Genomic DNA, 20,957 nt, shown 5'->3' with positions numbered 1-20,957 from the left:
ATGAGCTGGACGCCACGGATTCCCCGCGCCCTGCGCCGTCCCCGCACGCTCCGTGTCCCGGGGGTGGGACGGGCGCTCGCCGTCCTGGAGGGGCGCCGCGCCCGCTGGTGCGCCTTCGCCGTGCTCGTCCTGGCTTTCGCCTCGGGCGCGGGACTGCTCATGCGGGCGGGCCAGTTGACGGGCGACGACGCCGCCAGGAACCAGGCGCTGACCGACCGGGCCGCCACCGGCCGGGTCTCGGGCGAGGTGGGCGACGCGCTCGCCCGGATCTTCTCCTACACCCCCGACGGCGTCGCCGGGACCGAACAGGCGGCGAGGGATGTGCTCGACGGCAAGGCCGCACGCCAGTACGAGGCGCTGTTCGGGCAGGTCGGACAGCGCGTCGCCGAGCAGAAGCTGACGCTGGCCAGCCGGGTGGTCAGCTCCGGGGTGACCCGGCTGCACGGCGACCGCGCCCACCTCCTCGTCTTCCTCGACCAGACCAGCAGCCGCCCCGGACACAAGGCCGCACACGCCGGTGCCCAGCTCTCGGTCACGGCGGAACGCCAGGGCGGCGACTGGCGGATCGTCGCCATCAAGGCGCGATGAGCATCGGGGCGCGATGAGACGACGGACGGACGGAACGGAGCGCGGGAACGCGGGAACGCGGGAGCGCGGGAGCGCGGCGGAACGCGAGAAACGCGGCGGAACGCGGGAGCGCGGCGGAACACAGGAACGCAGTGGTGCGAGGACGAGGACGGGCGGAAGAGGTGACTCAGGTGGGATGGGTGAGACGGGCCAATCCGGTGGCCCTGGTGGCGGTGGTCCTGGCCCTGGCGGCGGTGTGCTGCGCGGCATGGGCGGGCGCCGCCTGGTACGGCGCGGCACACGACGACGCGCTCGGCTACGCCACGACACGGGACGAGGTGCGTGCGGCGGGAGAGCAGTCGGTGCAAAACCTCAACACCCTCGATCACCGCAAGCTCAACAGCGGCCTGGACGCCTGGGAGTCCTCGACGACGGGCGACCTGCGCGGGCAGCTCAAGAAGGGCCGTAAGCAGTTCGAGAAGCAGATCCGGGGGGCCAGGACGGTGACCTCGGCGCGGATCCTCTCCAGCGCCGTCGCCGAACTGGACGAGCGCGCCGGCCGGGCCGGGGTGCTCATCGCCGTGCGGACAACGGTCAAGGCACCCAAGGAGAAGCCCGCCACCAAGCAGACACGGATGCGCGGCGAACTCACCCGCACCGCCGGCGGCTGGAAGCTCAGCGCCCTCGAACAGGTGCCGGTCGGCTACACCGCCACCGACCCGTCCGAGCGCGACTGAGAACCGGAGGAAGCCATGTCCACCACCCGCCACCTCCTCAACCGCCGTCGTCGGCTGGCCGCTCAGCCGCCCACGGCCGAGAGCACGCCCGCGGCCGAGAGCACGCCCGCGGCCGAGAGCACGCCCGCGCCCAGGAACATGTCCGCGCCCAGGAGTACGTCCGCGAAGAGTGCTGTCACCACGGCTGTCCGGCCTCGCACACCCACTGGGGCCACCGCGAGACCGGGCCCCGGCACCACGCCCGGTCCGGAGTCGAAGCCGAAGCCGAAGACGCACACAACGGCGATGGAGACCGCGACAGCGCCTGCCGGGCAGCACCCCGGCCGCGCGGCGCACGCCTCCCGGCGGCTGCTGGTGGTGTGCGCCGTCCTCACCGTCGTCTTCGGCGGGTTCGCCGCCTGGGCGGCGACCGAGGCAGGCGCGTTACGGGACGGCGCAGCCACGCACAACACCGCGCTGGCCGACGCCGGCCGCACCAGCGAGGTCAAGGGCGAGGTCACCAGCGCCGTCGACGCCCTGTTCTCCTACGACCACGCCCACCCGGGCAAGAACGCGCGCGCCGCCGGCAAGCTGCTCACCGGTCGCGCCGTCGCCCAGCACCGCAAGCTCCTCGCGCAGGTGCGCGCCCAGGCGGGCAAGCAGCGGCTCGTGCTCACCACGACCGTCACCGACAGTGCCGTCTCGGCACTGGAGGGCGACCGGGCCCGCGTACTCCTGTTCGCCGACCAGCACAGCGCCAGGACCGGAGCGTCCGGCGGCGAGGCGGGCAAGGGCAGCGAGAAGGACGGCGAGAAGGACGGAAAGAAGGCCGAAACGGACGACGGCGCCACGTACGCGGGCGCCATGCTCTCCGTCGACGCCGTGCGCAAGGGCGGCACATGGAAGATCGCCGCGATCGACACCCTCAACTGATCGACACCCTCAGCCGACGGCGGCGGAAGGACGAGACATGACGCAGCGGGACAGCAGCCGCCGGGGCCGCCACACAGCGGCATCCCGCACGGAGGAGACCGGATGTCCCGAGGAGACCGGATGTCCCGAGGACGCCGGACGCCACGGGGCGGCCGGGCCCGCCCGGACCCGTGACAGGGTCAGGCTGCGCAGGGGCGCGGCGGCCACCGCGCTGGCCGCGGTCGCCGTCGCCGCCCTCACCGCCTCGCAGGCCCCCGGCGCTGTCGGCGCCCGGGACGCCCGCAAGCCCTGGGAGTCGGGCCGCTCCGGCGCCCCTTACCAGGCGGGCAGCCCCGATGACGGCTCGTACCACACCGAACTCCCGCCCCTGAAGGGCGCGAACGGCAAACTGGCGGCCCGCGCGCTGAAGAGCGAGATCAAGGCCGAGTCCGGCATCCCGGCCACCGTGCTGAAGGCGTACAAGAACGCGGAGCGCACGCTGCGTACCAAGTCCCCCGGCTGCCGCCTGCCCTGGGAACTGCTGGCGGCCATCGGCAAGGTCGAGTCCGGCCAGGCCCGCGGCGGAGACGTACGAGCCGACGGCACCACGCGAAAGCCCATACTCGGCCCCGTCCTCAACGGTGGAGAGTTCGCGCGCATCACCGACACCGACAGCGGCGCCTACGACGGAGACAGTACGTACGACCGGGCGGTCGGCCCCATGCAGTTCATCCCCTCCACCTGGCGCGGCTGGGGCGCGGACGGCAACGGGGACGGCAGGAAGGACCCGCACAACATCCATGACGCCGCCCTCGCGGCCGGCCGCTATCTGTGCGCCGGCGGTCGCGACCTGGGAGACAAGCCGGGTCTGCACGCCGCCGTCCTCAGTTACAACCACTCCGGGGACTACCTGCGCACCGTCCTCGCCTGGCTCGACTTCTACCGCAAGGGAACCCATGCCGTACCCGACGGCGAGGGAGTGCTCCCCTCAAGCCCCGGCGCGGGCAGCGACGGCGACGGTGACGGAAAGAAGGGCGACAAGGACGGGAAGGGCGGCAAGGACCGCAAGGGAAAGGCCCCGGGCAAGGGGAAGGGCCAGGGCGGCAGGGGCTCCGGAGGAGGGAGCGCGGGCGGCGGCACAGACGGTGGTGGCGAGCCCGGGCCCGGCGAGCCCGGCCCCCACCCCACCGGCCCCGGGACGCCCGGCCCCGGCGGCAGCGATCCCGGCGACCCGCCCGGCTGCCAGGACGACACCGAGTCCCCTTCGCCGAGCCCGACGGACACCGGGTCGCCCTCGCCCACCCCGACCTCCTCCCCGAGTGAGACCCCCTGCGAGACGCCCGGGACATGAGGCGAACGGACAGCTCCCGGCCGGGAGTCGGACGCCGGCGGCGGGGCGGCGCCGCCGGTGAACCGCGCCGCTGAACCGTTCGGGAGCTTTGCCTGGGAGGACCTGGTGTGCGGGAATATGGGGCACGTACGTACGATCGGAACCGGCCACACCCGGCCGTTCCCCACGAGTACGCGCACCAATGCGGCACAGCAGCCAGGAAGCAGGGCGAAGAGTTATGGGCCTCGGGGCACTCCTGAGGAGGAAGTCGAAGACCGCCGACACCGGGGGCCCGCAGGCTGTCGGGCTCCCGGAGGGGGCCGGGCTCTTCAGCGTGGAGCTGTGCGACCCGATGGGGCACCCGCTTCCCGGGGCGGACGTCACCCTGACCGACGCCGCCAACGGCCGGCGCGTCATCAAGGCCACCACCGACCCCTACGGGCGGGTCACCGTGACCTTGCCAGCGGGTGGCTACACGCTCATGGGGAGCGTCGAGGGACTTCAGCCGGTGCACCGCACCGTCGAGGTCGCCCCCGGCTTCCGTGCCCAGCCCGAGCGGGTGCGGATGGAGGCGGGCCAGCAGCCAGGGCTGCCGCAGACCGGCGTGTGGATGTTCGACCCCCCGCACACCTCGATCCGCTTCGTCGCCCGGCACGTCGGAATGGCCCATGTCCACGGCCGCTTCACCCGCTTCGACGGGGGCATCCGGGTCGCCGATCGCATGGAGGACTCGTACATCGAGATCACCATCGACGCCGCCAGCATCGACACGGGCAACAAGTCCCGCGACAACCACCTGCGTTCGCCCGACTTCCTCGACGTCGGGCGCTACCCCTACCTGCACTTCGTCAGCAACAAACTCACCCACCGCAGCGGCACCAAGTGGGCGGTCCAGGGCACGCTCACTCTGCACGGCGTCAGCCGCACCGTCAGCCTGGACACCACCTACCTCGGCGCCGTCAACGGCGGCTACGCGGAGGAGCTGCGCTGTGCTGCCCTGGCCACGGCCGAACTGCACCGCGAGGACTACACGCTGAACTGGCGCAACATGCTGGCCCGGGGCATCGCCATCGTCGGCCCCACGGTCAAGCTGGAGATGGACATCCAAGCGATGTACCGCAACGAAGGCACCCCCACCCCGCCGGAATAGCCCCGGAACAGCCTCCAACCCCCGGAACGGCCCCCAGCGAGACGGCCTCCCGACAAGCTTCCGGGCCCGGGGCTGGGCTGAATTGCCGCCCGGTCCGCCGAGAGCCCCTGCCCCGGTGCCCCCTCGGCCCCGTGCCCCGGAGTGGCCGCCCGCGGTCCCCCCACGGGCCGCGGGCGGCGGTTGTGATGCCGTACGCCCAGGCGTGCGACGGGTAACGCCTGGGCGTACGGGGGGCCGGTCCGTGGCCGCTCAGCGATGGACCTGGCCCCCTTCATTCCCCCCCCCACTGTCCCGGGGTCCGAGGCAAGCCCCGGGGGTGATGTGCTTCAGAGTGCCCATCGTCGGCCCTCGCCCGCAGGGGCCGAACGGCCCTGTCTGAGGAGATATCCGTCAGCGCGGCTCCGCCGGCCCCTCACTCCTCTCATGTCCTGCCCCGGCTGTTCCGCCCCTCTCGGCGCCGAACGCTCAGTGTGCGTGCGGGCCGTCATGGTGGACGGGGCCGTGCGGGGTCGCGCAGTGTCCGGTCCCGACGGGCTCCGGGGCGCCCGCCGGCGCGTGGTCGATCTGGAGTGTGGTGTGGGTCAGCCCGTACTCCTCGGCCAGCATGCGGTCCAGCGCGCGCCGCACCCGGTGGCAGTCCCCGCCAGGCTTCACCAGCACGTGCGCCGACAGCGCGGGCTCGCCCGAGGTGATGGTCCATATGTGCAGGTCGTGCACCTCGGTCACCGAGGGCGCCGACGCCAGCTTGCAGCCCACCTCGTCCGGGTCGAGCCCTACGGGGGCGGCCTCCAGGAAGATGCGGCCCGAGTCGCGCAGCAGCCCGTAGCCCGCCTTGAACATCAGCGCCACGACGACCAGCGTCGCTATGGCGTCGGCCCGGGCGAAGCCGGTGAGCAGCACGATCAGACCGGCTATCGCGGTGCCGATGAACGCGAACAGGTCGTTGAGGATGTGCTGATAGGCCCCCTCGACGTTCAACGAGGAGCGGTTGGCCTTCGACAGGCACCAGGTGGCCAGCAGATTCACCGCGATGCCCGCGAGCGCGGTCGCCAGCACCATCCAGCCCGTCACCTGGGGCGGGTCGATCAGCCGGTGCACCGCCTCGTACCCCAGCCAGACCCCGGCGAGTATCAGCGTCAGCCCGTTCGCCTGCGCCGAGAGGATCTCGGCCCGCTTCAGGCCGAAGGTGTAGCCCCCGCGGGCCGGCCGGGCCGACAGGCGCATGGCCACCAGCGCCAGCACGATCGAGACGGCGTCGGTCAGCATGTGCGCGGCGTCGGACAGCAGGGCCAGCGATCCCGCCAGCACGGCGATCACGGACTCGATCACGATGAAGACGGCGATCAGCGCGAGCGCCATCGACAGCCAGCGTCGGTCGGCGTCGGCGGAGACCCCGTGCCCATGGCCGTCGTGACCGTGGCCCCCGCCGGGGCCGTGCTCGTGCCCGTGCCCGCTGCCGTGTGTCTGATCTCGTTGCTTCTGCGTTGCGCTCACAGTCCGTCCTCCCCATCGGAACCCGCCCACGCGGCGTCCGGCTGAGTGCAGTGAAACCCACCCGCGCCGAAAGGCGCAAAGGCTGCACCGGTGACCGTTGTCAATACCGATAACATGCCTCTGACCTGCAATTTCTTAGTGATTCTCGTTGTCGGAAGCCGGGGCGCGAAGTCCCACGTACGAGTGACGAAGGGGCCGGTTCACGACCTCGCGACGCCGGGCGCGGTGAGCCTGGCCCGGCGCAGGGAGGGGAAGGCCGCGGCGATCGCCAGGGTGGCCGCCGTGCAGACGAGCCCGCCGATGACGACCGCCGAGGCCGCGCCGGTCAGTTCGGCCAGCACGCCCAAGGCGGCGTTGCCCAGTGCGGGGGAGACCGTCGCCTGCACCATCCACAGGCTGCTCACGCGGCCCCGCAGCGCGTCGGGCGTCCCGTGCTGGAGCAGCGCTGATCGCAGCGTCTCCGAGATCAGGTCGCCGAACCCGGCCAGTGCGAGCAGCAGCAGCGCGACCGGCAGATACGCGGTCAGCCCGAATCCGCTCAGCGAGAGCCCCCACAGCAGTACGGCCCCGATCACCGCGTGCCCGCCTGCCCGCCCCGTCCAGCCGCTGGTGGCGGCACCCACCAGCGCGCCGAGCGCGGGTGCCGCGTACAGCAGGCCCACCAGGCCGGGCCCGCCGCCGAAGCGGTCCTCGGCCAGCGTGGGGTAGAGGGCCTGCGGCATGGTGAAGACCATGGCGGCGGCGTCGATGAGCAGCAGCCCGACGATCAGCCGGTGTCCCCTGATGAACCGCACCCCGTCGGCGACGGCTCCGAAAGCCTGCCGGATACCCGTCATGGCCCCGGGCCGGGAAGCGGCCGGTTCCTCCCCGGCCGTTTCCCCGACTCCGCCTGGGACCCCATCCGGTCGTGTCGCATCAGCCGGTCGTGGCGCGCCCGGCGGCAGTGGCCGGATGAACAGCAGGACGGCCGAGAAGACCAGGAATCCCGCCGCGTCGGCCATGAAACAGATGGCCGGCCCCGGCCCGGCCATCAGTGCGCCCGCGACGGCGGGGCCGAACACGCCGGCCAGTTGGGTGGAGGCGGCTGTCAGGGCACCGGCTGCGGCGAGCCGTTGGGGGCCGACCAGCGCGGGTATGGCCGCCAGCATCGCGGGGCCGCCGAGTCCGGCCAGCAATCCCGTGGCGCCCGTGGCCGCGTAGATGACCCACAACCGAGGCTCGGGCAACAGCGCGTTGACCGCGAGCGCCGCCGCCACCAGTGCCAGCGGAAGCCGGGTGGCCAGCATCAGCGTGCGCCGGTCGACCCGGTCGGCGAGCACCCCGCCGGCCAGCAGCCCCACGACCAGCGGCAGCGCCCGCGCGAGGCTGACGAGCCCGACGTGCAGCGAGGAGCCGGTGAGGTCGTGGACCTGAACGGCGATGGCGACGGAGGTCATCAGGGTGCCGAAGACCACCCCGATGAATCCGGTGTACAGGAGCCGGTAGTCGCGGCTCTCCCGTAGCGGGGTGAGGTCCATCGTGAGACCGGCCGGGCGGGGCATGCGGCGACTCCAGGAGAGCTGGGGTGGGTTAGGTGAGCCTTACTTGGATCACCTTGGCGCAGCCCGGCCTTTAAAGTCAACGTATGTGAAGTTCAGTGGCTTGCTAGCCTCGGGCCCTGATGAGCAGCGATCCTCCGGCCACCCGTCGCCGGCCCACGCACCGCAAGGGCCGTCCCACGCTCTCCCGTGAGTCGGTGGGCAGGGCCGCGCTCGACTTCCTCGGCCGCCGCGGGGCCGGTGAGCTGACGATGCGTTCGCTCGCCGCCGATCTGGGAGTCTCACCCCGCGCGCTGTACAACTACGTCGAGGACCGGCGCGATCTGATCGCCGTCGCTGCGGAGATCTTCGAGTCCGGCTGGCAGCCGCCGCCGCTCGACCCCGCTCCCGAGAAGTGGCGCGAGAGCCTGGCGCTCTTCTGCCGGGACCTGCGCGCTCACTACCGCCGCCATCCGGGGATGACCAGCCTCGCGCTGGGCGAGAACATCACCATGGCCCGCCATCCGGTCATGCTGCGCAACGTGGACGCGCTCATAGGCTTCTTCGAAGAGGTCGGGCTGCCCCTCGCCGACGCCTATCGGGCGTGTGGGGAGACGCTGCGGACGGTCGTCGGGTTCGTCGAGTTCCAGGACGGCCCCCATGACCGGCCGCCCGAGCAGGTGGACCCCTCCGACGTGACGCGGGTCCCGCCGCCGTGGCTCACCCCCCACGAGCGGGATGCCGGTGTGGAGCTGCCTCATCTGTCCCGTCTCGCCGGGCTGCCACCCGCCACGCCCGACGCGCTCTTCGACTTCGCGCTGAGCACCCTCACCGAGGGTCTGGCCGCACGCGTCGCCCCGTGAAGCGCAAGAGGTCCTCCCCGGCGGCCCTCGCCGACGGCGCCGGTCATGTCATCCACCGCGACGACTTCGACGGCGTTCTCAGGGCTCTTGAGGGCTGGATCTGAGAGGCTGGGCAGCCAGGTGATCGACATGAGCGACATGAGCGATGTGAGTGGTGTGAACCCAACGTCCGGAAGTGCGCCCCAAGACGGAGCGAACCCCGTCACCACGCCCGACAGCGGTGCCTCCCTCGGCGCGGCACCCGCAGCCGGCGGCGCCGGCGCGGACGCCAGGGCGCGGGCCGCCGCCGTGGAGGACGCGCTCGCCAAGCTCAGCCTGCCCGCCAAAGCGGCGCTGCTGGGCGGCACCGACATGTGGTCGGTCGGCCCCGAGTCCGGCGCCGGCTTCGGCAGACTCGTGATGTCCGACGGCCCCGCCGGGGTGCGCGGCGAGGACTGGACGCCCGAGGACCCCAGCGTCGCGCTGCCCTCGCCCACCGCGCTCGGCGCCACCTGGGACATCGCGCTCGCCCACGAGGCCGGACTGCTGCTCGCCCAGGAGGCCCGCCGCAAGGGCGCCCACGTCGTCCTGGCGCCCACCGTCAACCTGCACCGCACCCCCTACGGAGGGCGGCACTTCGAGGCGTATGCGGAGGACCCGGAGCTGACCGGAGTCGTGGGCGCCGCGCTCGTGTCGGGAATCCAGCAGGGCGGCGTCGGCACCACTCCCAAGCACTACGTCGGCAACGACTCGGAGACCGACCGCTACACCGTCGATGTACGCGCCGACGGCCGCACCCTGCGCGAGCAATACCTCGCCCCCTTCGAACGGATCGTGCGCACGGCCCGCCCCTGGGGCGTGATGGCCGCCTACAACAGCGTCAACGGCGTGACGATGAGCGAGCACGACACGCTCAACAACGGTGTCCTGCGCGGCGAATGGGGCTTCGACGGCGTCCTCGTATCCGACTGGACCGGCGCCCGCTCCACCACGGGCTGCGCCCTGGGCGGCCTCGACCTGGCGATGCCGGGCCCCGACACGGTCTACGGCGAACACCTGGTCGCCGCGGTCCGCGACGGCCGGGTGCCCGAGGAGACCGTCGACACGCTGGTGCGGCGGGTACTGCTGCTGGCCGCCCGCGCGGGCGTGCTGGACGGCGCGCCCCCCGCCGTGCCCCCGCACGCGCTGCCCCGCCCCCTGGACGGCGAGGCCACTGTGCGCGAGTTGGCAGCGCGCTCCTGCGTGCTGCTGCGCAACGAGCGCTCCGCCCTGCCCCTCGACCTCCCGCACGGCGGGGGCGAGGCACCCGGTGCGGGCACGGTCCGCCGCGTCGCCGTATCCGGACTGCCCGCCTCGGCGCCGCGCTTCGGCGGCGGAGGCAGCGCGCAGGTCTTCCCCAAGTCCGTCAGCACCCCGTTGGCCGCGCTGCGCGAGGCGCTGCCCGTCGGCGCCGGGCTGTCCTACGAGCCGGGGCCCGACCCGCGCTCGCGGCTCGCCGCGGCCACCTCCGGCGACGGCTTCGCGCTCACGGCCGTACTGCACGGGCTCGACGACGCCGAACTGGCGCGCGTCGAGCAGGCCGACGGCAGCGTGCGCTGGATGGGCAGCCTGCCCGGCGGGGCCTCGTTCGCCGACCTCGGGCGCGTCGAGCTGACCGGGGAGTTCACCCCCCTCGAGAGCGGCGCCCACCGGCTCGCGGTGCGCGGCGTCGGCCACTTCCGCCTGGAGGCGGGCGAGCGCGTCCTGTACGACGCGGAGCTCACGCCCGAGAGCGAGGACCCGGCCGCGGCCTTCCTCAACCCGCCGCAGCGGATCTTCCTGTTCGACGCCGAGGCCGGGCAGACCGTGGCCGTCCGCCTCGTCCACTCCGTGGCGGTCCAGGGCCTGGGCGCCCTGTTCGGCCTCGTCTCCTTCGAACTGGGCTACGGCGCCCCCGCCGTGCCCGATGAGGAGCTGATCCAGCGGGCGGTGTTCGCGGCGGAAGAGGCGGACAGCGCCCTGGTGTTCGTCGGCACGACCGACGACTCCGAGAGCGAGGGGGTCGACCGCGACACCCTGGCCCTGCCCGGCCGCCAGGACGAGCTGGTCTCCCGGATCGCCGCGGTCAACGCCCGGACCGTCGTGGTGGTCAACGCGGGCGCCCCGGTGCTGATGCCGTGGCGCGAGGAGGTCGCGGCGGTGCTGCTGAGCTGGTTCCCCGGCGAGGCGGGCGGCGACGCGCTCGCCGATGTCCTGCTCGGCCACGCCGAGCCCGGCGGACGGCTCCCCACGACATGGCCGGACACGGAGGACGACCTCCCGGTCCGCCAGGTCGTCCCGGACGGCGACGGCCAGCTGCCGTACGCCGAGGGCCCGTACATCGGATACCGCGCCTGGCGCCGCGCGGGCGCCGAGCCCGCCTACTGGTTCGGGCACGGGCTGGGCTACACGGAGTGGGACTACGAGGCGCTCAACATCACCCCGGCCGCCCCCGCCGGATCCTCCGCCGACCCGTACGCCCCGGTCGCCGAGGTCACCGTCCGGGTACGCAACAGCGGCCCGCGCGCGGGCCGCGAGGTCGTCCAGCTCTACCTCGGCCCCGAGGGCGCGGAACGCAAGCTGGTGGCCTTCGCCGTCGTGGAGGCCGGCCCCGGAGCCTCCGCCGAGGCCCGCCTCTCCGTCCCGCTGCGCGCGCTGCAAACCTGGGACGAGACCCACGAGGTGTGGCAGCCGCTCCCCGCCCCCCACACCTTCACAGCCGCCCGCAGCGCGTCCGACTTCCGCCTCACGGCCCAACTGGCCCTGGCCCCTTGATCCAAGGGGCCGGGCTGTCTCAACGGGTCAAGGGGGAGGCGTCGGAGATGAACGCCTCGATGGCCTGCCTCGCCTGGTCGTTCAGGGCGTCGTGCTCCGTACGGTCCTGGGCGTTCGACACGTCGCGCGTGCACGCGTAGGCCCGCTCGGCGGCGAGAACCACCGCCCGGTCGTCGGTGAGCAGTTTGACGCGGTAGAGCACCTGCCGGGTCACTGTCCGGAGGCGGTGGGCCTCGTCCCGTGCGGCGATGAAGGCTTCTCCGCCCGGGTACTCATGTCCGCCCGGGTGCTCCCGCTTGCGGTGCCAGCGGGCCGCCTGGCCGTGGCGGTAGTCCTCGACCGCCGCGGCGAACGAACTGTAGGTGGCGATCCGCTCCTGCCGGAGCGCTTCGGAGCGCGCGAACTGCTCGCTGCGCAGGGTCGCGAGGCGCTGGAAGACGTGCGTGATCACGGCACCCAGGAGCGTGCCTCCCACCGCTACGACACTGGTCCATATGGCTTCCACGGCATCAGGTGATCACAACGGACGCAGGCTTGTCTTCGGGTAAGGCCGGTCACCCGGGCCGTCGCGCCCGGCTCCTGATGAGGTCAGCTCCGCACCGAGGTACGGAAGGCGCCGGGGGCCGTGCCGGCGCGCTGATGGAAGAACTTGGTGAAGTTGGTCGCGTCGGCGAAGCCGAGCTGGGTGGCGATCAGGGCCGAGGGGCTGTCGGTGTGGGCCAGCAGCCGCTTGGCCTCCAGGATGACCCGGCGGTCGACGAACTCCTTGGCGCCCAGGCCCGCCACGGCGCGGGTGGCCCGGGAGAGGGTGCGCGGGGAGTAGCCGAGCACGCGGGCGTAGTAGGACACCCGGCGGGTGCGGGTGAAGTCCCGCTCCACGGCGGCCCGGAAGCGCCGGAAGGTCTCGGCCGGCCCGCCCTCGGCACCCCGCTCCGCGCTGCCCCTCCCGCCCCCACCGTCCGCCCTGCCTGTCCCGTCCGCCCCGTCCATCCCGTCCGGCCCCGCCAGCCGGACGAGCCGCAGCAGCAGTGCGGCCAGCAGATGGCGCAGCACCTCGACGTGCGGAGCCGGCGGGCGGTCCGCGTGAGCGGAGTGCGCGGCGGCGAACTCGAAGCGCAAATGGTCCAGCGCCAGTCGCGCCGCGCGCGCCCGCTCGCCCACCGGATGGTGCATCAGGGCGCCGGAAGCCTCATCCAGTCCTACGGCCGCCGCGGTGGCCGGGTCGGGGAAGGCCGGCTGGAAGAGGACGAGCGTCCCCTCGGTGCCCTCAAGGCCGCCGTACTGCTGCACCTGGCCCGGCCGTACCCACAGCCAGGCGCCGGCCGGCGTCGCGTGCTCGGTGAAGTCCACGGACTGGCGCAACGTTCCCGTCTCGACCGCGAACAGCTGGTGAAAGCCGGGACGCTGCGGGCTCGCCAGCCGCTGCCCGTGCGCCTCGGCGCGGGAGCGCAGATCACTCAGCGTCATGATCTCCATGCCGGCGGCGGGCGCGCCAGGACCGGGCGCGTAGGGGAGTTCGGGGATCGTGGCGGCGGATTCGTGTGCGTGTCCGTTTTTCACCATGGTTGGTCATGACCTTACCTCGCGGGATCACCCGTGCCCGGTTAGCTTCGAAGGTGTCGCCCCCTCAGCAGGGGCGACGATGGCCGAATATGCCACCCCCCCCACAATCCGCACCGCACACGTGCACGCGCAAGAGGAGAGCAACCATGGCGAAGATCGCCGTATTCGGAGCCAACGGCCACATCGGCAGCAGGGTCGTCCGCGAGGCGCTGGACCGGGGCCATGAGACCATCGCCGTCGTGCGCGATCCGGCCAAGTTCGTCGCCGAGGAGCACGGCAAGCTCACCGTCACCGTCGGTGACGCGCTCTCGCCCGAGTCGGTGGCCGCCTTGGCCAAGGGCGCGGACATCGTCGTCAGCGCTGTCGGCGGCGGTGACGGGCCCGGTCACCTTGCCACCATCCGGCCGGCGGCCGAGTCCCTGGTCGCCGGGCTGCGCTCGCTCGGGGGCGGCGAGGCCCCGCTGCTGATCTTCGTCGGCGGTGCCGGCTCACTGCGTACGCCCGGCGGCAAGCAGGTCTGGGACACGGTCGGGCTCCCGGAGGCGGTGCTTCAGATCATGCACGCGCATGGCGACGCCCTCGACTTCCTGCGCACCGTCGACGACGTGCGCTGGACCAACCTCAGCCCCGCCGCCACCATCGAGGCCGGTGCCCGCACCGGGACGTACCGGGTCGGCAAGGACGACCTCGTGGTGGACGAGGACGGCAACAGCCGTATCTCGATGGAGGATTACGCCGTCGCGCTGCTCGACGAGGCCGAGCACCCCCGGCATGTCGGGGAGCGCTTCACGGTTGCTGACTGAAGGGGCACAGCACGGTTGCTGACTGAAGGGGCACAGCACGGTTGCGGTCTGAAGCGGCACAGCAGCGGAGGGGCCACATCGGCCCCTCCGCTGCTGACAGCCGGCGGCTCTCAGCCCTCAGCCGTTACGGGAGCTCCCTGTCCAGCGCCGAGCGGCCCTCCGTCGCGATGCGGCGACGGGCCCACGCCAGGTTCTCCTCCGTCAGGTCACGGCCCGAGGCGAGGACGATGTCCTCGGGAGTGGGCTCGCCGTCGGGTGCCGCGTGCAGCACGCTGTCCGGCGTCGGACTCTCGTAGCGGCGGCGGAACTTGGCGACCTGGCCCTCCGAGTCCACGACCCGCGCCTTGCCGGTGTGGAAGGGGTGGCTCTCGGAGGAGATCTCCACGTCGATGACCGGATACAGCTGCCCGTCGTCCCACTCGATCGTGGTGTCGCTGGTGGCCGTCGAACGCGTCAGGAACGCGTATCCGGCGGCCTGGTCACGGAAGACCACCTGGTGGTAGTCGGGGTGGGTCTCGGACTTCACGCGTCGCTCCTTCCCCGAGGTACAGGGCCCTGCCCAGGCTACGTCCGGCCGCCCGGGACGGCATCCCGCGCGCTCCCGGAGCGCGTCCCACGGGCCCCTCGCGGCCGGCCCGCCCGTCCCGACGTGCGGAGCCACGCGCCGCGCGTGATGCTGGAGGGTGCTCTCGTCATCCCCTTCCGGAACGAGGTACGGATGCGCACCAACGACCTGACCAACGAGGTGCTCGCCGGGCTGCGCGAACCGCGCCCCTACCCCGCCGTCACCCTCGTCCTGCCCACCCACCGCACCCGCCCCGCGAAGACGCAGGACCCGGTGCGGCTGCGCAACCTCATCGCCGAGGCGAGCCGGCGCCTCCACGAGGACCCCCCCCGTGTCCGAGCGGGTGCGCGCCGAGATCGTCGGGCAGCTGGAGCAGGCCGAGGACGAGGTCGACCTGGTGTACACGCTGGACACCCTCGTGCTGTTCGCCGCCCAGGGGGAGCACCAGTTCTGGCACCTGCCCCGGTCCTCCCCGGTGGAGCGCATCGTCATCAGCGACACCTTCCTCACCCGCAACCTCGTCGCCGCCAAGGCCCAGAACAGGCCGTATTGGGTGCTGACCTTCTCCGAGGACCGGGCCAGGCTGTGGAGCGGCTCGGGGGAACAACTGGTCGAGGAGCGGCGCGAGGGCTTCCCCATCGAGCAGGACAAGAACCTGCCCGAGCGCGAACGCGTCCCGCGCACCGGAGACTTCCCGACCGGATACCGCGACGAGGCGGCCCTCCAGCACCTGCGCGCCGTGGACGCGGACCTGGCCAAGCTGCTGGAGCACGAGCCCAGGCCGCTGATCATCGCCGGGCTGTCGCAGGGGCTGAGCGCGCTGGAGGACGTCGGCACCCACACGGCGCGCTCCGCGCTCGCCGCCGTGCCCAAGGGCGGCCTGACCGAGGCGCGGGCCTCCGTCGTCTTCGACGCGATCGCGCCCGCGCGCGCCGAACTCCTCAAGGCGCGCACCGACGGCGCCCTCGAACGCCTCGGACAGGCGCGCAGCCGCAAGGAGTTCGCGGCCGGGCTCGACGAAGTGTGGCAGGCGGCTCAGGAGGGCCGGCTGGCGCTGCTGGTGGTCGAGGAACCGTTCCGCCAGAAGGTGCGGCTGACCGGCGGCCACCTGGCGCCGTTGCCCGACGAGCCCGAGGAGACCGGGGGACCCGGGGCGGCCGGGGAGGCGGTGGGTGTCGCCGACGCGGGCGAGGTGCGCGACGACATCGTGGACGAGACGGTGGAGTCCGCGCTGTCCACCGAGGCGGAGGTGGTCTTCGTGCCCGACGGCACACTCGAGGAGCACGGCAGGATCGCGGGCGTCGTCCGTTACGCCTGGTCCGGGGCCTAGTGCCCCTCCCGGCAAGCTTTGCCCCGTCGCGCCGCCCGGCACGCACGCTCCGTGACGGGCAAACATTGCCGGTCACGGCACTAGGCATGCCGCCCGTCACCAACGTGCCGGGACAGCACACCCAGGCCGGGTCCGGAAGCACCTCGCAAGGGCCGCATGCCGGTCCCAGGGGCCGCCGTGTGAACGCACGGGGCCCACGCCGTCGTGCTCTGCCGGCGGGTCCTGTCCTCACCGACCCCGAGCGCCGTTGAAGCCGTCACATGAGATGGCTGGTAAGACCTTGCCCCGTGCTCCGAAGAACGCAGGCTTATCGTGAACCTTTCCGCCGAGCCGGTCATCGGACTGTGTGGGGCGCAGGAGCGTCGAGCCCGAGGCTCGGCCCTCCGCAATCGGACATATGTTCACAGGGGGATGATCGGAAAATGTCGGTAGTGAGAGAACAGCGGCCGTACATGGCGCGGACAACCGGATGGTCCGAAGATGCCGGGTCCGCCCGACGGCGCATTGACAGGAGCGCGGGCCTCGCAGCGGCCGTCTCGGTGGGGCTGGCAGCAGTCCTGCTGACTGGATGCGGCAAGGAGGAGGGGGCGTCCGGGCCCAAGAAGCTGGCAGGGGGAGCGGCACCCGCGCCCGGTGACTCCTCCAAGGACAGGTCGAAGAAGGCGAGTGCCTCCCCCTCGTCGTCGCGATCCCCGGGCGCTGATGCCGAGGACGGCAAGGGGTCGCCTGATGGCTCGGGGAACAACGACGCGGGTACCTCCGGGGCGGGGGGAGGCTCCGGGTCGGAGGGGGGCTCCGGGCCGGGAGCGGGCAACGCCGGCCCCTGCAAGACCTCTCAGCTCGCATTCAGCACCTCGAACGGCATGGCCGAGGGCACGCTCGTGGTGAACCTCAAGAACACCGGCACCGCTACCTGCACCCTCAAGGGCTTCCCCGGGGCCGACCTCAAGGGCGAGGGGGGCTCCCTCCCCGCCGCCCGCAGGAACGCCGCGGCTCCGATGGTCAGCGTCGATTCCGGCGAGGCCACCCACTTCACCCTCAACTATCCGGCGAACGACTCCGGTGGCAGCGGTGTGAACATGACCAGTCTCGTGGTCACCCCGCCCAACGAGACCCACTCGCAGACCCTGCCGGTCAGTATCAACCTGCCCGTCTCCGACAGCGCCGGCCCCGGGATCGCGGTCGGCCCCGTCGGTGCCGGCCAGTGACCGCACCCGTCGGCGCCCGGATTCTGACGACGCCACGGGGCAGTGCTGATCGTGGCGGAACAGCTCCGAGGCGAGCGGGCGGAGTCGGTGCTGATGCGTTTGGTTCGCCGGCGCGGCGAAATCAGCGGCGGCAGGGGTGCGTGGAATCCGCGGGGTCCGATGCTGGGCGGGCGGCGCAAGCCGATTCGGCCGACGGCCTCTCGGCTGCCGGACACCACCTGCGGACGCCCGCCGCCCGGCCCGCGCGAACGACAACACGCAGACAGCCCGGCCTGACAGGGCCCGACCAGGCGGTACGGCAAAGTACGGCAGAGCGGGGGCAGGCGGCCGGAGCGTGGGAAGGGCAGCGTGAGCGACGAGCGCGGCACCGGGAGCGAGGGGAATCGCGAAGGCGAGGGCATAGAGGGGAGTGACGGCGAAGGCGGGGGCACACCGGAGGCGGCGCCCGGGGGACGGCGCCTCTGGTACGCCGCCGCCACCTACGTGTTCGCCGTCGGCATGGCGGGCACCACCTTGCCCACCCCGCTCTACGGTCTCTACCGCCAGGAGATCGGCTTCTCCGAGCTGATGGTGACGGTCGTCTTCGCCGTCTACGCCGTAGGCGTCATCATCGCCCTCCTGGTCGCGGGGGACTTCTCCGACGTGCTGGGACGGCGCCCGGTGCTGTTCGTCGCACTGGGGCTCTCGGCCGCCAGCGCCGTCTGTTTCCTCCTGGAGGGCGGGCTGCCGCTGCTGTTCGCCGGGCGGCTGCTGTCCGGCTTCGCCGCCGGGCTCTTCAGCGGAGCCGCCACGGCGGCGGTATTGGAACTCGCCCCGCGCGGCGGGGGGTTCGCCGCCACCGCCGCCAACATGGGTGGCCTCGGCTGCGGCCCGCTGCTGGCGGGGATCCTCGCGCAGTTCGCGCCCTCGCCGCTGAAGCTGCCCTTCCTGGTGCACCTGGCGCTGCTGGCCGTGGCCTGCGCGTTGACCCTCGCACTGCCGGAGACCGTACGCCGCGCCTCGCCCCGGCCGCCGCTGCGCCCGCGCGGCATGGAAGTGCCGCGTGAGGTGCGGCCGGTGTTCGTCCCGGCGGCGCTGGCCTGCTTCACGGGCTTCGCCGTCTTCGGCCTGTTCACCGCCGTCTCACCCGGCTTCATGGCCGAGACGCTGCACATCGACGACCTGGCCGCGTCCGGTGCCATCGTCTTCTCGGTCTTCTGCGCCTCGCTGGGCGGGCAGTTGCTGATGGGCAAGGCGGGCGTCGTCCTGGCGCTGCCGCTGGGCTGCCTCGGTCTGGTGGCGGGCATGGCGCAGGTCGGGCTCTCGCTGTTGCTCACCTCGTTGCCGCTGCTGGTGACCGGGGCCGTGACGGGCGGCATCGGGCAGGGGCTCGCCTTTCGCTCGGCCATGTCGGCGGTCAGCCGGCGCGCGCCCGGGAACCACAGGGGCGGCACCATCTCGGCGCTCTTCGTCGTCGCCTATCTCGGCATCTCGCTGCCGGTCGTCGGCGTCGGCGCGCTGAGCACGGCCTTGGGGCTGCGCGGCGCGGGGCTGGTCTTCTCGGTCTGCGTGATCGTGCTGGCCGCCGGGGTCGGAGCCCACCTGTGGCGCACCCGGGATGCGGACGCGGCAGCACTGCGCGAGCGCGCGTGACGGCCCGGCGCGGGTGACGGCCCAGGCGGCAGGTGACGGCCCGGCGCGGGTGACGGCTCGTCCTCAGTCGGCTGCCGGAGCGTCGTCGCCGGGGCGGGGGAGCGCGGCGATACGGGACTCCACGTCGTCGAAGTGGTCGATGACGGCGCGGCGGGCCGCGTCCGCGTCGCGGGCGCGGAGCGCGGTGACGATGTCGCCGTGCCAGTGCGCGATGTCGCCCGGGTCGCTGTCGGGTCCCAGATCGGCGCGTACGCGCTGGAAGGCGTCCCAGAACAGCTCGATCAGCTGGGTGGCCAGGTTGTTGCCCAGCGGCTCGAAGAGCATGAGATGGAAGTGCCGGTCCGCGTCGGCGGTGTCGTGCTCCTTCGGGTCGGACATGGCCTTGATCTCGGTGTCGAGGCGGTCGAAGAGCTCCTCGTCGGCCTGCTCCACCACATCGGTGATGAGCCCGGACTCGATCGCGCGGCGCACGGCCACCAGGTCGCGGAGGGCGCCGGGGTCCGTCCGTACGGACTGGCGGGTGCGGTAGAGGAGGCCGGGCGCCATCGTGGCCAGGGGGGCGCTGCCGACGAAGGTGCCGTAGCCGTGGCGGATGTCCACGATGCCGCGGGTGTGCAGGGCGCGCAGGGCCTCGCGGACGCTGTTGCGGCCCGCGCCCAGGCGCTCGATCAGCTGTGCCTCGGGGGGCATCGCCGCACCCGGCGCGAGGTCCAGCTCGAAGATCAGCTCGGTGATGCGGTCCTCAAGCTGCTCGCGGATCCCTGGTGCCACGTCGCCCCTCGCCTCGCGTCGGTGGTGGTGCCGACCTCTTGTTCGTCTGCGGGGCCGAGTGTACCGTCTGGCGGGTAAGAGATCCCATGTCCCATCTCCCATCTATGGCGGACCGCCCAGCCTTCCGTGACGGACCGCCGTGGGACACCCGCGCGCTCGTGGGACGTCTGCGCGCCGTGGGACACATGCGATAGGGGCGTTGAGCAACGATGGCGATGCTGACGAGACGGGACTGGAAGGCGCTGTTCGCCGCCTGGCTCGGATATCTGATGGACGGGTTCGACTTCGTCCTGATCACTTTGGTGCTGACCGAGGTCGCCGACGACTTCGACCTGTCGATGGTGACGGCCGCGACGCTGGTCTCGGCCGCGTTCATCTCGCGCTGGTTCGGCGGGCTGGCCATCGGCGCGGTGGGCGACCGCTTCGGCCGCAAGCCCGCGATGATCCTCAGCATCGTGCTCTACTCGGTCGGCTCGCTGGCCTGCGGACTGTCCTGGGGATACTGGACGATGTTCGCCGCCCGGCTGCTGCTGGGCCTGGGCATGGCGGGGGAGTACTCCGCCAGCGCCACCTATGTGATCGAGAGCTGGCCCGCCAGGGCGCGCAACCGCGCCAGCGCCCTGCTCATCTCCGGCTATGCGGTGGGCTCCATCATCGCCGGCCAGCTGTACCGGTTCGTGGTGCCCGCCTGGGGCTGGCGGGCGATGTTCTTCCTCGGCGTCATCCCGATCGCGCTGGCGCTGTGGATGCGGCGCGGGCTCAAGGAGTCCGACGACTGGCAGCGCGCGACCGGCGGGCGGAGCGGTGCGGCGCGCGCTGCGGAGGGCGGGGTGGAGGGGGAAGCGAAGGGCGGCGTGGAGCCCCGGCGGGACTTCATCACCATCCTCTACCGGGGCCGTTACGCCGTGCTCAACCTGGCCGCTACCGTCGTCGTGGCCGCGAGCTTGTTCCTGCTGTTCACCGAGCGCGCCGGAGGCTTCGTCTGGCCGCTGGTGGCGCTGACGGCGGCCGGATTCGTGCTGTTCACCGCGCAGTTCGCGGGGCGGCGTACGCCGATGATGGTGACGCTCATGGTCACGGTCTTCTGCGCCTTCCTCTACTCCTGGCCCATCCAGGCGCTGTTGCCCACCTATCTCAAGGCGGACCTGCACTTCTCGCCCGGCACGGTGAGCGACGTGCTGTTCTTCGCCGGGTTCGGCAACGTCCTGGGCTGCGTCCTGGTCGGCTTCCTCGGCGACCGCTGGGGCACCCAGCGCACCTACGTGCTCTCCCTGTGCGTCTCCGTCGTCTTCGTCCTGCCGGTCTTCGCCATGGACAGCGGCCAGACCGTGTGGCTCGCGCTGCTGCTGTTCTTCCAGCAGATGTTCGCGCAGGGCATCTCCGGGCTGCTGCCCAAGCTCATCGGCGGCTACTTCCCGACCTCCGAGCGCGCGGCCGGTCTCGGCTTCACCTACAACGTCGGCTCGCTCGGCGGTGCCGTGGCACCGGTCCTGGGCGCCTCGCTGGCCGGCGGGCACAGCCTCGGGCCCTCGCTGGCGTGGCTGACGTTCGCGCTCACCTTCGTGGTCATCATCCTGATCGCCGTCAACGCCCCGCTGCGCGTCCAGCGGCTGACCGGGGACCGCGAGGCCGCTCCCGAGGGTGACCTGACCGAACAGCCGACGGCCCGTACGGGCGAAGCGTCCGCCGCCGGTCCCTCTTCCGGTGCCGCCGGAGCCGGTTCGCCCCGTACCCCACCCAGCACCACTAGGAGAAACTGAAGCA

General features: G+C 72.5%; 17 protein-coding genes and 1 pseudogene. 12 read left to right on the top strand and 6 right to left on the bottom strand.

Annotated features, from left to right (window positions below):
* The 5 genes from OHB04_RS05695 (at position 1) to OHB04_RS05675 (ending at position 4,675) form a co-directional block, all read left to right on the top strand.
* Entirely contained in the window at positions 1-588 is a 588-nt protein-coding gene (locus OHB04_RS05695) for a hypothetical protein (protein WP_326686581.1), read from the top strand.
* A 170-nt stretch (positions 589-758) separates the two neighbouring features.
* Positions 759-1,304, top strand: a complete 546-nt coding sequence (locus OHB04_RS05690; protein WP_326806947.1) for a nuclear transport factor 2 family protein — start codon at positions 759-761, stop codon at positions 1,302-1,304.
* A gap of 285 nt (positions 1,305-1,589) precedes the next feature.
* The gene (locus OHB04_RS05685; RefSeq protein ID WP_326806946.1) at positions 1,590-2,216 is read left to right on the top strand and encodes a hypothetical protein; all 627 of its coding nucleotides are present in this window, start codon (positions 1,590-1,592) and stop codon (positions 2,214-2,216) included.
* 37 nt (positions 2,217-2,253) lie between these two features.
* Entirely contained in the window at positions 2,254-3,546 is a 1,293-nt protein-coding gene (locus OHB04_RS05680) for a lytic transglycosylase domain-containing protein (RefSeq protein ID WP_326806945.1), read from the top strand.
* A 217-nt stretch (positions 3,547-3,763) separates the two neighbouring features.
* Positions 3,764-4,675: a YceI family protein gene (locus OHB04_RS05675; protein WP_326686576.1), complete on the top strand. Its 912-nt coding sequence runs from the start codon at positions 3,764-3,766 to the stop codon at positions 4,673-4,675.
* 465 nt (positions 4,676-5,140) lie between these two features.
* On the opposite strand, the gene OHB04_RS05670 is transcribed toward OHB04_RS05675, so the two are convergent.
* Together OHB04_RS05670 and OHB04_RS05665 are read right to left on the bottom strand one after the other, a co-directional pair.
* Complete coding sequence (locus OHB04_RS05670; protein WP_326686575.1) at positions 5,141-6,169, bottom strand: cation diffusion facilitator family transporter; 1,029 nt, start codon at positions 6,167-6,169, stop codon at positions 5,141-5,143.
* A 200-nt stretch (positions 6,170-6,369) separates the two neighbouring features.
* Positions 6,370-7,710, bottom strand: a complete 1,341-nt coding sequence (locus OHB04_RS05665; RefSeq protein WP_326806944.1) for an MFS transporter — start codon at positions 7,708-7,710, stop codon at positions 6,370-6,372.
* Positions 7,711-7,829: 119 nt separating this feature from the next.
* On the opposite strand from OHB04_RS05665, the gene OHB04_RS05660 reads away from it, so the two are divergent.
* Together OHB04_RS05660 and OHB04_RS05655 are read left to right on the top strand one after the other, a co-directional pair.
* Positions 7,830-8,549, top strand: coding sequence for a TetR/AcrR family transcriptional regulator (locus OHB04_RS05660; protein ID WP_326686573.1), 720 nt, complete (start codon positions 7,830-7,832; stop codon positions 8,547-8,549).
* Positions 8,550-8,678: 129 nt separating this feature from the next.
* Positions 8,679-11,321 (top strand): beta-glucosidase family protein, encoded by a 2,643-nt coding sequence (locus OHB04_RS05655; protein WP_326806943.1) that lies wholly within the window; start codon positions 8,679-8,681, stop codon positions 11,319-11,321.
* 19 nt (positions 11,322-11,340) lie between these two features.
* Here OHB04_RS05655 and OHB04_RS05650 read toward each other — a convergent pair whose 3' ends face one another.
* Both OHB04_RS05650 and OHB04_RS05645 read right to left on the bottom strand, forming a co-directional pair.
* Positions 11,341-11,826, bottom strand: coding sequence for a hypothetical protein (locus tag OHB04_RS05650; RefSeq protein WP_326686571.1), 486 nt, complete (start codon positions 11,824-11,826; stop codon positions 11,341-11,343).
* Between the two features lie 83 nt (positions 11,827-11,909).
* Positions 11,910-12,884: an AraC family transcriptional regulator gene (locus OHB04_RS05645; RefSeq protein WP_326806942.1), complete on the bottom strand. Its 975-nt coding sequence runs from the start codon at positions 12,882-12,884 to the stop codon at positions 11,910-11,912.
* A gap of 146 nt (positions 12,885-13,030) precedes the next feature.
* On the opposite strand from OHB04_RS05645, the gene OHB04_RS05640 reads away from it, so the two are divergent.
* Entirely contained in the window at positions 13,031-13,687 is a 657-nt protein-coding gene (locus OHB04_RS05640) for an NAD(P)-dependent oxidoreductase (protein WP_326686569.1), read from the top strand.
* Between the two features lie 292 nt (positions 13,688-13,979).
* On the opposite strand, the pseudogene OHB04_RS05635 reads toward OHB04_RS05640, so the two are convergent.
* Positions 13,980-14,213 (bottom strand): annotated as a pseudogene (locus tag OHB04_RS05635) (type B 50S ribosomal protein L31); the annotation flags it as partial.
* Positions 14,214-14,583: 370 nt separating this feature from the next.
* On the opposite strand from OHB04_RS05635, the gene OHB04_RS05630 reads away from it, so the two are divergent.
* The 3 genes from OHB04_RS05630 (at position 14,584) to OHB04_RS05620 (ending at position 18,422) form a co-directional block, all read left to right on the top strand.
* Positions 14,584-15,582, top strand: a complete 999-nt coding sequence (locus OHB04_RS05630; protein WP_326806941.1) for a baeRF3 domain-containing protein — start codon at positions 14,584-14,586, stop codon at positions 15,580-15,582.
* Positions 15,583-16,004: 422 nt separating this feature from the next.
* Positions 16,005-16,790, top strand: coding sequence for a DUF4232 domain-containing protein (locus OHB04_RS05625; RefSeq protein ID WP_326686567.1), 786 nt, complete (start codon positions 16,005-16,007; stop codon positions 16,788-16,790).
* 498 nt (positions 16,791-17,288) lie between these two features.
* The gene (locus OHB04_RS05620; protein ID WP_326809406.1) at positions 17,289-18,422 is read left to right on the top strand and encodes an MFS transporter; all 1,134 of its coding nucleotides are present in this window, start codon (positions 17,289-17,291) and stop codon (positions 18,420-18,422) included.
* A gap of 63 nt (positions 18,423-18,485) precedes the next feature.
* On the opposite strand, the gene OHB04_RS05615 is transcribed toward OHB04_RS05620, so the two are convergent.
* Complete coding sequence (locus OHB04_RS05615; RefSeq protein ID WP_326686566.1) at positions 18,486-19,193, bottom strand: FadR/GntR family transcriptional regulator; 708 nt, start codon at positions 19,191-19,193, stop codon at positions 18,486-18,488.
* A gap of 209 nt (positions 19,194-19,402) precedes the next feature.
* Between OHB04_RS05615 and OHB04_RS05610 the strand changes: the two genes are divergently transcribed.
* Positions 19,403-20,953 (top strand): MFS transporter, encoded by a 1,551-nt coding sequence (locus OHB04_RS05610; RefSeq protein ID WP_326806940.1) that lies wholly within the window; start codon positions 19,403-19,405, stop codon positions 20,951-20,953.
* The last annotated feature ends 4 nt before the right edge of the window (positions 20,954-20,957 follow it).

It is taken from the genome of Streptomyces sp. NBC_01775, assembly GCF_035917675.1.
In the GTDB taxonomy this organism is placed as follows: domain Bacteria; phylum Actinomycetota; class Actinomycetes; order Streptomycetales; family Streptomycetaceae; genus Streptomyces.
This window is presented reverse-complemented; position numbering and strand designations above follow the sequence as displayed.

What these genes read in the sequence shown, in the direction of transcription:
- OHB04_RS05695 (WP_326686581.1), top strand. Translation starts at nt 1, where the DNA reads ATGAGCTGGACGCCACGGATTCCCCGCGCCCTGCGCCGTCCCCGCACG.
- OHB04_RS05685 (WP_326806946.1), top strand. Translation starts at nt 1,590, where the DNA reads ATGGAGACCGCGACAGCGCCTGCCGGGCAGCACCCCGGCCGCGCGGCG.
- OHB04_RS05680 (WP_326806945.1), top strand. Translation starts at nt 2,254, where the DNA reads ATGACGCAGCGGGACAGCAGCCGCCGGGGCCGCCACACAGCGGCATCC.
- OHB04_RS05675 (WP_326686576.1), top strand. Translation starts at nt 3,764, where the DNA reads ATGGGCCTCGGGGCACTCCTGAGGAGGAAGTCGAAGACCGCCGACACC.
- OHB04_RS05665 (WP_326806944.1), bottom strand. Translation starts at nt 7,710, where the DNA reads ATGCCCCGCCCGGCCGGTCTCACGATGGACCTCACCCCGCTACGGGAG.
- OHB04_RS05660 (WP_326686573.1), top strand. Translation starts at nt 7,830, where the DNA reads ATGAGCAGCGATCCTCCGGCCACCCGTCGCCGGCCCACGCACCGCAAG.
- OHB04_RS05655 (WP_326806943.1), top strand. Translation starts at nt 8,679, where the DNA reads ATGAGCGACATGAGCGATGTGAGTGGTGTGAACCCAACGTCCGGAAGT.
- OHB04_RS05645 (WP_326806942.1), bottom strand. Translation starts at nt 12,884, where the DNA reads ATGGTGAAAAACGGACACGCACACGAATCCGCCGCCACGATCCCCGAA.
- OHB04_RS05640 (WP_326686569.1), top strand. Translation starts at nt 13,031, where the DNA reads ATGGCGAAGATCGCCGTATTCGGAGCCAACGGCCACATCGGCAGCAGG.
- OHB04_RS05625 (WP_326686567.1), top strand. Translation starts at nt 16,005, where the DNA reads ATGTCGGTAGTGAGAGAACAGCGGCCGTACATGGCGCGGACAACCGGA.
- OHB04_RS05620 (WP_326809406.1), top strand. Translation starts at nt 17,289, where the DNA reads ATGGCGGGCACCACCTTGCCCACCCCGCTCTACGGTCTCTACCGCCAG.
- OHB04_RS05610 (WP_326806940.1), top strand. Translation starts at nt 19,403, where the DNA reads ATGGCGATGCTGACGAGACGGGACTGGAAGGCGCTGTTCGCCGCCTGG.